Below are 15,802 nucleotides of genomic sequence, written 5' to 3'. Positions count from 1 at the left end.
CTGCCCCCGGGTTTTATTCATTTCCCCCATCATTCAAAGCCCTTGGTTTGCCCACTCCCTCACGGCCTGGGCAAACAAGCCGAGCACCATGGGCGGGTGTCGATTGGCCGGGTAATAAAGACAGAGCCCGGGATAGTAAGGGCTCCATTCCGGTAGCAGCCGAATCAAGCGCCCGGCCTCTACGTGCTCCGTCACGTGTACCTCGGGCACCCAGGCCACGCCGATACCTGCCAGGGCCGCCTCGACCATCAGATTGAGGTTGTCCATGGTCATCGGGCCGTCCACGTCGATGCTCGCGCTCCGGCCCAGATGCTCAAGGTCCCAGCGAAATAGCGCGCCACTGGCAAAACGGAAACGGATGCAGCGGTGCCGCTTGAGGTCATGGGGCGCCTTGGGGGCTTCGTTGCGCTCAAGGTATTCGGGCGATGCGACGGCCACAAAACGAATATCCGGACCAAATCGCACAGCGATCATGTCCCGCGGCACATCGTCGTACAGGCGGATACCGGCGTCAAAACCATCGGCGACAATATCCACCAGGCGACCATCGGCCACGCACTCGATATGGATCTGTGGATTGGCGGCGAGAAAGCCTGGGATGACATGGCGGATCAGTGGTCGAAAAGAGGATTCCGAGGCGCTGAGACGAATCGAGCCCGAGGGAGTATTGCGCGCCGAGGTGACTTCATTCACCGCACTTTCCAGATCCCCCAGCAAGGGCCTGACCCTCTGGAACAACTGCCCCCCGGCTTCGGTCAGGGCGACGGATCGCGTTGTGCGGTTGAACAGACGCAGTTCCAGGCGCGCCTCCAGGCCACGCATCGAATGACTCAGCGCCGACGGCGAAACACCCAGTATGCGCGCCGCGCCACTGAAACTGCGTTGCTCGGCAATGGCAACGAACGCCGTCAACTCAGGTAATCCTGCACGGATCATTCATGAAACCTTCTCAATAGCCCATGAAACACTAGCCCAATTGTTGAGATGGATACAGCAATTTAAGCTACTTCTATTCATCCCATCCTTACGAAGGAGATAGAGCATGCGCAAACGTCAATTAGGTAACAGCGGCCTGGAAGTTTCAGCCATGGGCCTGGGTTGCATGAGCTTGAGCTACGGCTATGGGCCGGCGCAGGAAACGGCAACGGCGATCAAGCTGATTCGCCACGCGTTCGACAAGGGCGTGAACTTCTTCGACAGCGCTGAAGCCTACGGCCCCTTGGCCAATGAGACCCTGCTGGGTGAGGCACTGGCGCCCATTCGCGACCAGGTGGTGATCGCCACCAAGTTCGGTTTCAAGAACGGCCTGGTCTCGGAAGGCCTGGACAGTCGCCCGCAGACCATCCGTACCGTGACGGAAGCCGCGCTCAAGCGCCTGCGTACTGATCATATCGACCTGCTCTATCAACACCGGGTCGACCCGAACGTCCCGATCGAGGACGTGGCCGGGACCGTCAAACAGTTGATAGCAGAAGGCAAGGTCAAGCACTTCGGCCTGTCCGAAGCGGGCGTGCAGGCGATTCGCCGGGCCCATGCGGTTCAACCGGTCGCCGCGGTGCAGAGCGAGTACTCCTTGTGGTGGCGCGAGCCGGAAGCGGAGATCTTGCCGACGCTCGAAGAACTGGGCATCGGCTTCGTGCCTTTCAGTCCCCTGGGCAAGGGTTTTCTGACAGGCACGATCGACGAGCGAACCACGTTTGCCGCCGATGATTTTCGCAACCTGGTCCCGCGTTTCTCTGAAGAAAACCGCAGGGCAAACGCCCATCTGGTCGAAGTGCTCGGCCAGATCGCCGATGGCAAGGGCGCCAGCCGTGCACAGATTGCCATCGCCTGGCTGCTGGCGCAAAAGCCCTGGATCGTGCCGATACCGGGCACCACCAAACTGCATCGCCTGGAAGAAAACATCGGCGCGGCCGAGCTTATCCTGACGGCTGCGGACCTCAGCGCCATCGAGTCAGCCCTGGCGCTGATTACCGTCGTGGGTGAGCGTTATCCCGCGCACTTGCAGCAGCGCGTCAATCGCTGAGTCCGCGCCTACCAGAGAATTCACTTGACTTACCGGTCATTAACTCAGCAATTAGTCTTCTGTTGGGCCATAGCGCCTTGGGCCCGGCGCTACCCGCCTCCCGAAGTTTGCGCATAAATCATCGCTCAAGGAGGCAAAGGGTGCAGGCTTGATCTATTCATAAACTAACTAATGGATTAATTAGAGAGCCCATGAAAGAGCAACCCCGGCGGCAGGCGACTTCTCGCACCTGGCAGGCGCTTGCTCCTGCCGGTGTACTTTGCATCGCCATGCTCACGGGCTGCGCCGTGGGCCCGGACTTTACCCGGCCCGGTGTCGCTAAAAGCGCCGGTTATTCGCCGGAGAAACTGGCGACGACGACCGCCTCGGCGGACGTGGCGGACGGAGGTGCCGCGCAAAAGCTGGTCGAGGGCATGGATATTCCCGGCCAATGGTGGATGCTTTTTCGCTCGCCGACATTGAACGCGCTGGTGGAAGAGGCATTGAAAGCCAATTCGGACGTGGCCGCCGCTCAAGCGGCCCTCCACCAGGCCAACGAACTGGCTTACGCCGAGCAGTCTTCACTGTTTCCCTCCCTGAGTGGCGGTGCATCCAAGACACGACAGCTGCCATCGACAGCCAATACCTTTGGTTCGCCCGCGCGGATTCTCACCGTCAATTCAGCATCGCTGAGCGTCTCTTACGACCCGGACGTGTTCGGGGGCGGCCGACGCCAGATAGAATCCTCCACGGCGCAGGCCGAGTATGAACGCTACCAACTGGAGGCGACTTACCTCACGCTGACCTCCAATGTCGTCAACACGGCTGTGACCCTGGCTTCCCTGCGCGATCAGGTGACGGCCACCCAGGCAATCATTCGCCTGCAGAGCGATCAGCTCGATCTCCTGCAGTCGCAGCGGCGGCTGGGGGCGATCGCCAATACCGACGTGCTCACGCAGCAGGCGGCACTGGCCCAAACCCGCGCGACCTTGCCACCCTTGCAAAAGCAGCTGGCCCAGACCCGTAATCAGTTAATGGTCTATCTCGGCCGTTTTCCCAATCAGGATCAGGGGGAGAGTTTCGACCTGGCCTCCCTCCATCTGCCCGAGCAGTTACCGATCAGCCTGCCCTCGACCATCGTCGAGCAGCGACCCGATGTGCGCTCCGCCGAGGCGCAACTGCATCAGGCCAGCGCCAATATCGGCGTGGCCGTCGCCAATCAACTGCCGCAATTCAGCATCACCGGCACCCTGGGTTCCAGCGCGCTGGGCGGCACCCGGCTGTTTTCCGCAGGCACGGGGTTCTGGAGTCTCGCCGGGGCGGTCAGCCAGACGCTCTTTGACGCCGGCGCACTCGAGCATCGCAAACGGGCTGCCGTGGCCGCCTATGACGAATCCGCCGCACGTTATCGCAGCACCGTGATCGCCGCCTTCCAGGATGTCGCCAATGCGCTCAGGGCGCTGCAAGCGGACGCCGATACGCTCAACCAGCAGGTGCAGGCCGAACAGGCAGCTCGTGAAAGCCTGGATCTGGCCCAGGCGCAGTTCCGCCTTGGCGCCGTGGGTTACCTGAATCTGCTGACGGCGCAACAGAACTATCAGAACGCGGTACTCACCCGCGTCAAGGTGCAGAGCACCCGCTACAGCGACACCACCGCCCTCTTCCAGGCACTGGGCGGCGGATGGTGGAACCGAACCGATGTGGCCCCTGCCTCCCTGGGCAGCCCCGACCGTTTTTGAAACAGCGAGAAAAAACCATGGCTGACGCCAACACTGCCGCTGCTCCATCGCCTCAGCCGACTGAACCTGGCGGTGCACGCAAACGCCGGTTACTCAAGCCCATGCTCATCATGATCGCGGTGGTCCTGGTCATTGTCGCCATCATCGCGGGGGTGAAATTCACCCAGATCTCGAAGCTGATCGCCCAATCCAAGATCCCGCTGCCGCCCGCCGTGGTGACGGTCATGCGCGCCGAGTTCGCCGATTGGCAGCCGAACGTTTCCAGCGTGGGGTCGATCAAGGCGGTACGGGGTGTCGATGTCACCACCGAGGTCGGCGGTATCGTGCGCACCCTCGGTTTCAAACCGGGCCAGGAGGTGGCGGCTGGGGAGCTGCTCGTCCAGTTGAATGCGGATTCGGACATCGCCCAGCTTCACTCCCTCGAAGCCACCGCCAGCCTGGCCGGCACGGTCCTCAAACGCGACAAGGCACAACTGGCAGTGAGCGCCGTGTCCCAGGCGCAAGTCGAAGCGGACGAGGCTGACTTGAAAGCCAAGATGGCCGCTGCAGAGCAGCAACGGGCGTTGGTGGCGAAGAAAACCATCCGGGCGCCCTTTGCCGGCAAGATCGGGATCACCAGTGTCAATCCCGGTCAATTTCTCAACCCTGGCGACAAGATAGCCACCCTGCAGACCTTCAACCCCATCTATATCGACTTCAACGTACCGCAAGCCCAAGTGGGTGCGATTGCCCTCGGCCAGCCCGTCGCGGTCACGGCGGGCGGCCTGCCCAAGCAGACCTTCGCCGGCAAGGTCACGGCCATCGACACCCGGTTCGATCCGACCACGCGCAATATCACGGTTGAAGCCACCATCGACAATCCGAAGCAAAGCCTGGTGCCCGGCATGTTTGCCCAGGCCGTCGTGGAGTCCGGGGCGAAACAGCGCTACCTCACCGTGCCACAGACCGCCGTCACCTATAACCCCTACGGGACGACCGTCTTCATTGCGGTGCAGAAGAGCGACCAGGGCAACGATATGCTCACGGCGCAGCAGACATTCATCGAGACCGGGCCGACCCGCGGTGACCAGGTGGCGATCCTGTCCGGGGTGAATGAAGGCGACCAGGTGATCACCAGTGGCCAGATGAAGCTCAAGAACGGCTCGTCGGTGAAGGTCGATAGCCATAACGCGCCGTTGAACGACGCGGCCCCCAAGCCGCAAGAACAATAGGTCGCCGCGCCCATGAAGCTTACCGATACCTTCATCAAACGACCGGTCTGGGCCGTGGTCATCTCGATGTTCATCCTGATACTGGGGCTGCGCTCGATCTTCGGGCTGCCGGTCAACCAGTGGCCGCATACGGAAAATACCGTGGTCACCATCACGACCGCCTACTACGGTGCCGACGCGGCCACTGTCGCCGGCTTTACAACGCAACCCCTGGAAGCGGCCATCGCTCAGGCGCAGGGCATCGATTACCTGTCCTCCTCGAGTATCACGGGGCTTTCGACCATTACTGCGACGCTGCGGCTCAACTACGACTCCAGCAAGGCTCTGACGGAGATCAATACCCAGATCAACTCGGTCAAGAACCAACTGCCGCCGCAGGTGCAGGAACCGGTGCTCTCGGTGGCGGTTGGACAGACCACGGACGCCATGTACCTGGGCTTCTACAGCGACGTACTGCCGACGAACAACATCACCGACTATCTGTTACGGGTCGTCAAGCCGAAGCTCGATTCGATCGAAGGCGTGCAGACGGCCGAGATTCTCGGCGGGCGCCAGTTCGCCATGCGCGCCTGGCTCGACCCCGGCAAGCTGGCCGCCCATAGCGTTTCGGCACAGGACGTTTCAATTGCCTTGTCCAATAACAACTATCTGTCCGCCCTGGGCTCGACAAAAGGCCAGATGGTCACGGTGGACCTGACCGCCGGCACCGATCTGCACAGCGTGGATGAATTCAAACAACTCGTGGTCAAGCGGAACGGCGATGCGCTTGTGCACCTGGAGGACGTGGCCACGGTCACCCTGGGCGCGGAGAGCTACGACACCAGCGTCGCGTTTTCCGGCAAGCGCTCCGTGTTCATCGGTATCAAAGTGGCCCCGAATGCCAACATCCTGACAGTCGCCGGCAGCGTCAGAAGAGCCTTCCCCGACCTGCAATCCCAGCTGCCGAATGGCGTCAGGGGCGAGATCGTCTACGACTCCACGGCGTTCATCAATACATCGATCTACGAGGTGGTGAAGACCCTCGTCGAGGCGATGATCATCGTCTCGATCGTCATCTATCTGTTCCTCGGCTCCTTTCGCGCAGTGATTGTTCCACTGGTGGCGATACCGCTTTCGCTGATCGGGACCTTCTTCATCATGTTCCTGCTGGGGTACTCGATCAATCTGCTGACCCTGCTGGCGCTGGTACTGGCCATCGGCTTGGTGGTTGATGACGCAATTATTGTGGTGGAGAACGTCGACCGGCATATCAAGGAAGAAGGCAAAGGAGTACTGGAGGCAGCCATGATCGCGGCCAGGGAGCTCGGCGGGCCGATTGTCGCCATGACAGTGGTGCTGATTGCCGCGTACGTCCCCATCGGGCTGCGCACCGGTCTCACCGGCGCACTGTTCAAGGAGTTCTGTTTCTCCCTGGCCGGCGCCGTGACCGTGTCGGCCGTGGTGGCGCTGACCCTCTCGCCGATGATGACTTCGCGGCTGTTCAAACCGGGGCAGGAAGAAGGTCGCTTCGCCCGCCGGCTGGATCGCTATTTCGACCGGCTGCGCGGACGATACCATCGGGTGCTTTCAGCCGGACTGGACAGTTGGCCGGTGCTGGTCACCTTTGGCTTTATCCTGTTCCTGCTGGTGGCCGCCAGCGGCATGACCGCCAAGAGCGAGCTGTCGCCGACCGAAGACCAGGGGCTGGTGTTCATGCAGGTCAAAGGCGCGCCGACGGCTTCACCACAGCAGATGGAGCAGCTGGCTGACCAGGCCTTCAAGATCGCAAAAACCGAACCCGAGTACGCGCAGATGTTCCAGCTCACCGGGGTTCCTTCGCTCAACTCGGGGCTCGGCGGCGTGCTGCTCAAGCCCTGGGGGGAGCGCAGCCGCTCGCAGGCAGAGTTGGTGCTGGACCTGCAACAGAAGTGGAACCAGGTGGCCGGGGCCAAGATGGCGGCCTTTCCACTGCCGTCGTTACCGGGCGCCCAAGGCTTGCCGGTGCAGTTCGTGATCACCACCACGGAGTCCGTCGAGAACTTGAATGAAGTCGCCCAGGCGGTCCTGGCCGAAGCCCAGAAGCAAAAACTGTTCTGGTTCTCGGACCTGGACCTGAAGATCGACAAACCGCAAGCCAAGTTGGTCGTCGACCGTGACAAGATCGCGACCCTCGGGATGACCCAGGCCGATGTCGGCGCGGCACTCTCGGCGGCGCTGGGGGGCAATTACGTAAACTATTTCTCCACGGCCGGGCGCTCGTATAAAGTCATTCCCCAGGTACTGCAGGTCGACCGGCTCAACCCCGATCAGATTCTCGATTACTACATTCGCACGCCCTCCGGCGCAATGATCCAGGCGCGCACGGTGGCGCATATCGAGACCTCGACGGAGGCAGAGTCCATCAACCACTTCCAGCAGCTCAACTCGGCCACCCTGTCCGGGGTGAGCGGCTTGTCCCAGGGAGAACTGCTGGCGAAACTGGACGGCATCCTGCACAACGTCGCGCCTTCGGGCTACACCTCCGATGCGTCGGGCGAGTCGCGTCAGTTCATGCAGGAATCGGGTGGCTTCGTCGGCCTCCTGCTGTTCTCCATTCTGATCGTCTACCTGGCGCTGGCCTTTCAGTTCGAGAGCTATCGCGACCCGGTCGTGATCCTGTTTTCGGTGCCGCCGGCACTCTTCGGCGCCCTGGCATTCATCACCATGGGCTTCGCCTCGATCAACGTGTACACCCAGGTGGGGTTGGTGACCCTGCTCGGGCTGATCACCAAGCATGGGATTCTGATCGTGCAGTTTGCCAACGAACTGCAGCGCGCCGGGCACAGCAAGCGCGAGGCCATCGAAGAAGCCGCGGCGGTACGCCTGCGGCCGATCCTGATGACCACCGCGGCCATGGTGCTGGGCGTGGTGCCGCTGGTCTGGGCCTCCGGGGCCGGTGCGGCCGGGCGCCATGACATGGGCCTGGTGATCTTCGCCGGCCTTTCAATCGGTACCCTGCTGACGCTGTTCATGGTACCGGCCATGTACCTGTTCATTGGCACCACTCACCATCAGGAGGCAACCGAACAGCCGCTGTCTACACCGGTGGCCTAGCGGTCACCGCGCTCACGCCAGGCGTGCGCGAAGAAACTCGATGAAACGCTGGGTCTTGGCCGGCAGCAAGCGGGTCTCGGTGACGGCATAAACCGTCACCGGCTTGCCCTGCCATTCAGGCATGACACGACGCAGTTGGCCATTACGCAGTTCATCGGCAACGATTTCCTCGTTCATCAGCACGATGCCCTGGTCGAGCGTAGCCAGCCGCCGCAGCATCCCGACGCTGTTGACCATGAAGCGCCCTCCTACCCCTACCGAGAGGGTTTGTACGCCATCAGTCAGCGTCCAGGCCCCGGCCTTCTGAATATTCAGGCACTGGTGCCGTTCGAGATCATTCGGTGTGCCGGGCACGCCCGACACTTCGAGATAATGCGGCGAGGCGTACAAATAGGACACCAGGGAGGCCAGGGGTCGTGCGATCAGCTGCGAGTCTTGCGATTCGCCAATCCGAATGGCGACGTCGAAGGGCTCGCTCACCAGGTCGACGCGCCGGGAGGTCAGGTCCAGATCGAAGGTGATCCCCGGATAGAGGCCGGCAAACTCGGCGATCAAGGGCGCCAGGTAAGTGACCGCAAAGTCCACGGGGAATGAGACCCGCAGCACACCGCTGGGTTGCGCGAGCATCTCGCCGAGCTGCTCATGGGCCAGCCGGGCCTCATCGACAATGCGCTTGCAGCGCTCGAAGTAGATCTGCCCGGCCTCGGTCACCTCGACCTTGCGCGTGGTCCGATGCAGGAGCCGCAAACCGATCGCCTTCTCCAGGGCACTGATACGCCGGGACAGGGTCGAGTTCGGCATGCCCAGCACCTCGGCCGCCCCGCGAAATCCTTTGGCTTTGACGACCTCGACAAACAACGCCATATCGTTCAGAAGTTCCACGCCAATTGCTCCACATATGGATCAATCAAATCCAGAATGCCATATTTATCCCATAAACAATAAAGCTGATGATGCGTCTCCAGCAACACACACTTTTGAGGATCGCACCATGAGCTCACTCTTCACCCCCATACATGTCGCAAACGCCACGTTTTCCAACCGTCTGGTCATGGCCCCCATGACCCGCAGTCGCGCGGAATTCGATGGCACCCCAGGGGAACTGGCCGCCGAATACTATGCCCAGCGCGCCAGCGTCGGCCTGATTGTTACCGAGGGTACACAGCCGTCCGACGATGCTCAGGGCTACCTCACCACACCGGGCATCTATAGCGACGCCCACGTGGCCGGTTGGAAAAAAATCACCGCCGCGGTACACGCCCACGGTGGGCATATTTTTATCCAGCTGATGCATGCCGGTCGCATGTCGCACCCCGATAACACGCCCCATCATCGCCAGGGTGTGGCACCGTCCGCCATCGCACCCAATACGCCCATGTTCACTGTCAAAGGCATGCAGGACATCCCGGTGCCACGGGCGTTGAGCACCGAGGAAGTGCGTCAGACCGTCGCTGATTTCCGCTTCGCCGCGCGCCGGGCCGTTGAAGCCGGGGCCGACGGTGTTGAAATCCATGGCGCCAACGCCTACCTGGTCCAGCAGTTCCTGGCCCCCAGCGCCAACACCCGAACCGATGAATACGGGGGCTCGATCGAGAACCGCGCACGCTTTGCCATTGAGGTCGCGACCGCCATCGCCGAGGAAATCGGTGCCGACAAAACCGCCATCCGCCTCTCGCCGGGTATCACCATGTGGGGCATCGATGAGGGCGAAGAAAGTCCGAACCTCTACCGCTACCTGGTGGCCGAACTGAACAAGCTGAACCTTGCTTACCTCCACGTCATTCACCAAGGCAACGACTCGCTTCTGGCGGACATCCGCAAGGCCTGGAGCAACACCCTGATGGTGAATCGCCCTGGCCGACCACGGGAGCAGATTGGCGCCGACCTGGCTGCCGGGCTTGCGGATATGGAGGCCTACGGCCAGATGGTTCTGGCCAACCCGGACTTTGTCGAACGCTTGAAAGCTGATGCGCCGCTGAACAAGGCGGACAACACCACCTTCTTCGGCGGCACTCAGAAGGGATACACCGACTACCTGGCCTTGAGCGCTTGAAGGCAACGAAAGGAAACAGCCAGGGCATCCTGTTGCCCTGGCTTGCCCCGTCAGACTGGAGACGGCGAGTGCGCCACCGACTTTTTCAGCCCATCGAAGGAAGCGAACGCTCGACGCTCAAGAACGCACCACCGAGCCCGAGACCGGCAGATTGTCCAGCAGTCTGAGCCCGGTGGTTTTCACGAATGTCTCATAGTCCATCGGCTTCTCGATGCGGGTTTCCGCATTCGGTAGCACATAGGCCCAGGCTCGCTTGGAGGACACGTCATAGACCAGCTTGAACAAGCGGGTGGGCACCCAGACCTGATCATCGCCAATGGTCCCATGGCCCTCGTCAAAGATCGGACCGGTAAAGACAAACACATTGCCCTCGGCACGCGCCGCGAACTTTCTGACGTCGGCCTCGACCTTGCTCCAGATCTTGCGGTTGTTGGTGGGGTCCTGCGGTACCATATTCGACAACGCGAAAGACTGCGCCATGGCATTCGAATTCGGCGCATCGGCCGCCGGCGCCTGATGACCACGGTCCACGGCCGGGTGTTGCGCCCGGTAGTCGCTCAGCTCTGCTCGCGCGCCCTTGGGAATGCGCGGGTCCGGGTAGAACTGGTTGGTACGCTCCTCGCCCTTGGCATCCTGTAGCTGCGTCGCGCTCAGGCGTTCCACCACCACGAGCGGTGTCTTGCTGGTTTGCGAGTACAGCACCGCAAAGCTGTCGGAACACAGGGCCATGGGTTTCATGGTGGCCGGCACACTGGCCGTGCTGATCGGCCGGGCACCCGGGAACAAGTCGGCGCAGCCGTCAAAGGAAGCCTGCTGCTGTTGGCGCGAATACAGGTCAATCGCCGCGCCCTGGCTGATGGCGCCTGAGCGGTGCCCTTGTTTCTCATGTTGGCCAGGTGGGTCGATAAGGTCCAGCAGGTTGCGCGCTTGTGCGGCGCTGGCGGAAAACAACACAAGGGCGGACAGCCCCACTGCGATACGGCGTAGGTTCATGCTTGGATTCTTTGGATTGGAGTGCGGGGATACAGATGACAAAGCCCTCTGGATGAGGGCTTGGGGGGGCGTTTTACGCGTTATGAGCGGAAATTGCCAGAGACATGAACCTATGCCCCCCAGCCATCAGGATGGATCGTCGGGCACTCCACGGGGTTGATTATTGCCGGCCAGACACGATCCGCATGGCTTGGTCTTCCAGGTCAAACAGGTTCCACCGCGCCCCTTCGTCCAACTCCACGAGCAGACGGTTCAATGGTCCGAGGAACTTTGTGAACTCCTCATCGGTGCAGGTGGGCAGGAAGACCGATAAAACCCGTGGATCGTAATACCGGAACATGAGCAGCTTTTTATCTTCGGTTCGCACGCGAAGGAATTTCTTCAGATGCAGACGTATGACGAGCATCGGCAAGACTGGCGGAGCAAGGATAAATATCCCCCAAGCATGGCCCCAGCCTCGCTCCAGCAGCTCCCGGGTGGAAGGCGACGTGGGTATCAGCCGGACCAGGTGAGGGGCTGCCGCCTCGAGGCTCGGTGTCAGTTGGCCCGAATACAGGCACGAGAACTCGAGTCCACTGCGTCGAACCGAGTTGACGATCTCGGGATCACGTGCCCCATCGAGCAACCAATAGACAGCATCGCCAGACAAGTCTTCTGCGTTTGGCCAGAGCAACGTCATCAGTGGGTCGAGTGCGGCTGAACTCATTCAGTCGCCCCCGCTGCCAGGCGCGCGGCTTTATTGCGTTCACATATTTCACAGAAAGGCGTCGCGCTCTGCGCAGCAGCCACCAGTGTCGCCGCCTGATTATCCTGCACGGCCTTGATATCGTCTTGTTGCGCGGATTCAGGTTGAACGGAGGGTGGCGGACTGGGTGCGGGCGTATCCGGTTCCACACTGCGCTTTTTTGGCGGACGACGAGTCGAGGGGCTTGCCACGGGCGCATCCCTCCGCGCCACCGCACCCGACACCGGTACTCGGGTACGCGCCACGGGGACGTAGGGATAAACGTAGGCACACAAATGCCCATTCTGGAGGTTGCAGGAGAATTGTCTCAGGACCTCGGCGTCGGGCAGACGGTAGTTATGAGCCGACTGGCTGGAGAGCAAAGAGCGCACACGATGCATCTCCCCGGCCCCCTGAAAATATCGACGAACAAAACGCTCCACCTGCCACGTCTCGTTCAGGTCCATCTTGACCGCTCGCTGGTCGTAGGTTCTGTTGCTCGTCTTGGTATCGAACGGGTCAGAAGCAAACCCGGCCCTGTCGCCAATCTCGATGCGGTCCAATCCGTCAAAAAAACATAACCGCATAGGCAGCAGGCCCTTAAACGGGATGAAAGATCATTTGTAGCATAAGTGGCCAGGTGTGCGGTCACGTGAAACCCTTTTTATCCGAACGAGGTGATCGAACACACAACCTCCCCCCGAAAACCCCGAAACACCTGGACCAGAGTGGTTTTATCGAGCGCGGAAAGCGCCCGTCTTTTTTGAGGGAAGGCAAATTCAAAAACACCAATAGCAATGATTATCATTGGTTTTATTGTTTTTAGTCGCTATCCTCCGCGTGCTTTCACCCAAGGCCATGCACAAGGAGCCCGATTTGAAGAATGGATACAGCAAGAAACCGCAAGCACTGCTGAGTCGCTGGAGCGAAGCGCTCGGCAGTCCCCTCTTCCAGGCCAACCACATAGCCCTCGATGCTCTGGTCAACACCCTCGCGCCCGCCGCCGAGCGCAGTTTCCAGCGTCTGATCCAGGCGCTGTTTCGCGAAGGTCTGCTGGCTGCCGGCGCTCTCAAGTACGACGAACAGCATCGATGCTGGCTGACCCTTGCCGACCAGACCCGCCTGTGCTTCGACCATTTGCTCCCCGGGCGCATGAGCAGTTGGGACCTGCGTGGCGACATCACGGCATATGGTGATGATCATCCACCGCACAAGATCCAGTTTCCCTCGGAACTGCTGACCCTGCTCAACAATGGCCTCGAAACGTCCGCCGATGCACAAGTGCTGCGCCGTCTCAATGAAGAACTCGACGACAGTTTCGCCAACGATACGTTATGCCTGGCCTTCCACGAGCGCTGGACCCTCCAGCTGCACGAGTCCATGAACCCGGCCCATCGCGACAACCTGCTGAGCTGGCTCAAGGATGATGCGAGCGTTGCCAACCCCACTTCCCTGCTTGAACAGTGGGGTACCCTGGGCCATCCATGGCACCCCAACTACAAGACCAAACTGGGCTTGAGCACCGATCAGGTCATCGATTTCTCACCGGAGTTCGAAGCGCGTTTCCCGGTGATCCTCTGCGCATTGCACCGCCAGTTTGCCCATGTCGAATCACTGGCCGGCACCGCGGATTACTGGCAGTGGTGGCAAGGCCACTTTCCCCAGGCCGCACGGCAGTTGAGCGCGGAATTGACCCGTCAGGGCCTGGAAACCAGCGACTACTTGCCACTGCCGGCCCATCCCTGGCAGGCACGCGAGGAGCTGCCGCAGACCTTCGCCAACGAAATCGGCGACCGCTTGCTGGTCCTGACCGACATCGTCGCGTTCAGCGCCCACCCGACCATGTCGTTCCGCACCGTATTGCCTGAAGGCCGGCGTGACGCACCGATGGTCAAGCTGCCGGTGTCACTGCGCCTGACCAGCGTGCAGCGCACCGTTTCGCCACGCTCGGCGCGCATGGGCCCGCGCATCAGCCACTTGATGCAAACCATCCTGGCGCGCGAACCCGGAATCCAGAACATTCTCGGCATCGTTCCCGAACGCATCGGTGTGCACTTCAAGCCGCAGCCGGTTGATGACGAACGTTCCCGCCACCTGGCCGTGCTGTATCGGGACAATCCGCTGAGCCAGTTGCAACCCGGCGAAATGGCCATTCCGGTCGGCAGCCTGTTTGCGATCGACCAGCACGGCCAACCGCTGTTGCGGCAGTGGGTGCGCCTGGCCAAGGGCAAGGACGATGGCGACGCCATGCAAGCGTTCTTCCACGACTACGTGTCGATTGCGGTACCTGGCCTGCTCGGCATGTACCTGCGCTACGGCGTGGCGTTCGAGGCCCACCAGCAAAACAGCTTCATGATCATGGCCGCCGACGGTCAACTGAGCCGCCTGCTGCTGCGTGACTTCGGCGATATCCGTATCGACCGCAAAACCTTGCACGCACAAGGTCTGGATATCGAACTGCACGATCCGAAGATGACCCTTTATGACGATGCCGGCTTCGTACGCGACAAGCTGCTGCATACGGTCTTCATGTGTCATCTGGGCGAACTGGTGTTGCTCAGCGCCCGCCACTTCGACATCCCCCAGGCCCTGCTCTGGGCTGAACTGGCGATGCAGGTCAGCCAGTGCTTCGATGACTTGCGCGAGCGGGTCGAGCCACAGCGCTGGGCGAGCGAACGTCAGGCTCTGTTGGAACAGGACTGGCCGGCCAAATCGTTCATGCGCATGCGCCTGCTCGACAGTCACGCCGATATCGTCGGGCGCCTGCGCAACCCGCTGAGCGTCAACGCCGATGGCTGCTAAGGACAGCGCATTGCGGTTGCTGGTCGGGATCCAGCTGGTGTCCATGGGCGCCATGGAAATGAGCGGCCCCTTCTGGCCCCTGCAGATCCAGAAGCTGCTCGGCGCCAGCAATGCCCAGTACACCGGCCTGCTTTCCGCGCTGGTGTACGCCGGGCCGATGATGGCGGCGATGATCCTGACCCCCTTGTGGGGGCGACTGGGCGATCGGACCGGGCACAAGCCGATGATCCTTCGCGCGCTGCTGGCATTGGCGGTATGCCAGGCGCTGGCCGCGGTCACCTTCAATCCCTGGCTATTGGTGGGCATCAGGGTGATGCAAGGCGCCCTGGCCGGGTTTATCGCCGCGGCCCAGGCCTATGCCCTGGCCTGCTGCGGTGCCGGCGGGCGGGGACAGGTTCTCGCCCGACTGCAATCGGCCACGGCCGTGGGCTCGCTGGCCGGGCCGGTGCTGGGCGGCTGGCTGATGGATGTCTCGGGGTTCGCGTTGCTGTGCTACAGCGCCACCGCGATTTGCCTGTTGTGCGCGCTGATCAGTCTGTTCCTGCCCAGCGACACGCAACGCCTGCCGCCCAAGCAGAAACCGGCGCATGCGGCGCTGCCCAAGGGTTGGCTGGGGGCAATGCTCGGCGTCATCGTGCTGATCCAGGCCGCCAAGATGATGCCGCAGCCATTCTATGCCTTGTACGTGGCAGACGTCCTGCATGCGCCCGGATGGCTGATCGGCGCCAGCTATGCCGCCAGTGCCGCCACCCTCGCTCTGTCCGCGCCACTGTGGGGGCGACTGTTCGACCGCCATCAGCCCGCGCACACCTTGCGCGTCATCGAATGGGTCGCCTGGGCCTGTGCCTTGACCCTGGCATTCACCGCCGTGGCCAGCGAATGGATGGGCTTTCTGGCCAGCCGACTGCTGTGGGGCGTGTGGCAAGGCGCGCTGCTGCCCGTCGCCTACACCCTGATCGCCAACACCGTTGCACCCGGCCAGCAGGGTTTTGCCCTGGGCCTGGGCAACAGCGCCGCCAAAGCCGGCGCCTTGTGCGGGGCGTTGCTGGGGGGCATCGGCATGGGAGTCGTCGGCTTGGCTCAGAGCTTCTGGCTGGTCGCACTCACCTACGCCATTGCCGCCCTGGGTATCCGTGCAATCCGCACATTTTCACGAACGCCGCAAACCAGCGTTTTATCGATCAACAATTCTCAGAATTGAAC

At 61.5% G+C, this 15,802-nt stretch carries 12 protein-coding genes; 7 read left to right on the top strand and 5 right to left on the bottom strand.

Translation table 11 applies throughout. The features are described 5' to 3' along the window. Window positions 1-33 precede the first annotated feature (33 nt). A complete protein-coding gene (locus M5B99_RS09700; protein WP_248803824.1) occupies window positions 34-936 on the bottom strand; it encodes a LysR family transcriptional regulator in 903 nt (300 codons plus the stop codon). Window positions 937-1,042: 106 nt separating this feature from the next. Between M5B99_RS09700 and M5B99_RS09695 the strand changes: the two genes are divergently transcribed. From M5B99_RS09695 to M5B99_RS09680, 4 genes are all read left to right on the top strand, one after another. Continuing rightward, the gene (locus tag M5B99_RS09695; RefSeq protein WP_248803823.1) at window positions 1,043-2,026 is read left to right on the top strand and encodes an aldo/keto reductase; all 984 of its coding nucleotides are present in this window, start codon (window positions 1,043-1,045) and stop codon (window positions 2,024-2,026) included. Window positions 2,027-2,217: 191 nt separating this feature from the next. Beyond that, window positions 2,218-3,744, top strand: coding sequence for an efflux transporter outer membrane subunit (locus M5B99_RS09690; RefSeq protein WP_248803822.1), 1,527 nt, complete (start codon window positions 2,218-2,220; stop codon window positions 3,742-3,744). A gap of 101 nt (window positions 3,745-3,845) precedes the next feature. Continuing rightward, entirely contained in the window at window positions 3,846-4,955 is a 1,110-nt protein-coding gene (locus tag M5B99_RS09685) for an efflux RND transporter periplasmic adaptor subunit (RefSeq protein ID WP_248803821.1), read from the top strand. A gap of 12 nt (window positions 4,956-4,967) precedes the next feature. Then, window positions 4,968-8,027, top strand: coding sequence for an efflux RND transporter permease subunit (locus M5B99_RS09680; RefSeq protein ID WP_248803820.1), 3,060 nt, complete (start codon window positions 4,968-4,970; stop codon window positions 8,025-8,027). Between the two features lie 12 nt (window positions 8,028-8,039). On the opposite strand, the gene M5B99_RS09675 is transcribed toward M5B99_RS09680, so the two are convergent. Further along, window positions 8,040-8,909 (bottom strand): LysR family transcriptional regulator, encoded by an 870-nt coding sequence (locus M5B99_RS09675; protein WP_248803819.1) that lies wholly within the window; start codon window positions 8,907-8,909, stop codon window positions 8,040-8,042. A 109-nt stretch (window positions 8,910-9,018) separates the two neighbouring features. Between M5B99_RS09675 and M5B99_RS09670 the strand changes: the two genes are divergently transcribed. Then, window positions 9,019-10,080 (top strand): alkene reductase, encoded by a 1,062-nt coding sequence (locus M5B99_RS09670; RefSeq protein WP_248803818.1) that lies wholly within the window; start codon window positions 9,019-9,021, stop codon window positions 10,078-10,080. 117 nt (window positions 10,081-10,197) lie between these two features. Here the strand turns inward: M5B99_RS09670 and M5B99_RS09665 are convergent, their stop codons facing one another. The 3 genes from M5B99_RS09665 to M5B99_RS09655 all read right to left on the bottom strand — a co-directional run bounded on the left by M5B99_RS09665 (window position 10,198) and on the right by M5B99_RS09655 (window position 12,384). Then, a complete protein-coding gene (locus tag M5B99_RS09665) occupies window positions 10,198-11,073 on the bottom strand; it encodes a DNA/RNA non-specific endonuclease (RefSeq protein ID WP_248803817.1) in 876 nt (291 codons plus the stop codon). Between the two features lie 160 nt (window positions 11,074-11,233). Further along, window positions 11,234-11,779: a DUF4123 domain-containing protein gene (locus M5B99_RS09660; protein WP_248803816.1), complete on the bottom strand. Its 546-nt coding sequence runs from the start codon at window positions 11,777-11,779 to the stop codon at window positions 11,234-11,236. Further along, window positions 11,776-12,384, bottom strand: a complete 609-nt coding sequence (locus tag M5B99_RS09655) for a hypothetical protein (RefSeq protein ID WP_248803815.1) — start codon at window positions 12,382-12,384, stop codon at window positions 11,776-11,778. Before M5B99_RS09655 ends, M5B99_RS09660 begins: the two co-directional genes overlap by 4 nt. Window positions 12,385-12,655: 271 nt before the next feature. Here M5B99_RS09655 and M5B99_RS09650 point away from each other — a divergent pair, with 271 nt between their 5' ends. Both M5B99_RS09650 and M5B99_RS09645 read left to right on the top strand, forming a co-directional pair. Further along, on the top strand, window positions 12,656-14,599 hold the full coding sequence (locus M5B99_RS09650; RefSeq protein ID WP_248803814.1) for an IucA/IucC family protein: 1,944 nt from the start codon (window positions 12,656-12,658) through the stop codon (window positions 14,597-14,599). Then, window positions 14,589-15,800, top strand: a complete 1,212-nt coding sequence (locus M5B99_RS09645) for an MFS transporter (RefSeq protein ID WP_248803813.1) — start codon at window positions 14,589-14,591, stop codon at window positions 15,798-15,800. The genes M5B99_RS09650 and M5B99_RS09645 overlap by 11 nt, the downstream gene beginning before the upstream one ends. Window positions 15,801-15,802 lie beyond the last annotated feature (2 nt).

Origin of the sequence: Pseudomonas sp. MWU13-2100 (genome assembly GCF_023242365.1) — a bacterium.
Taxonomy (GTDB): Bacteria; Pseudomonadota; Gammaproteobacteria; order Pseudomonadales; family Pseudomonadaceae; genus Aquipseudomonas.
This window is presented reverse-complemented; position numbering and strand designations above follow the sequence as displayed.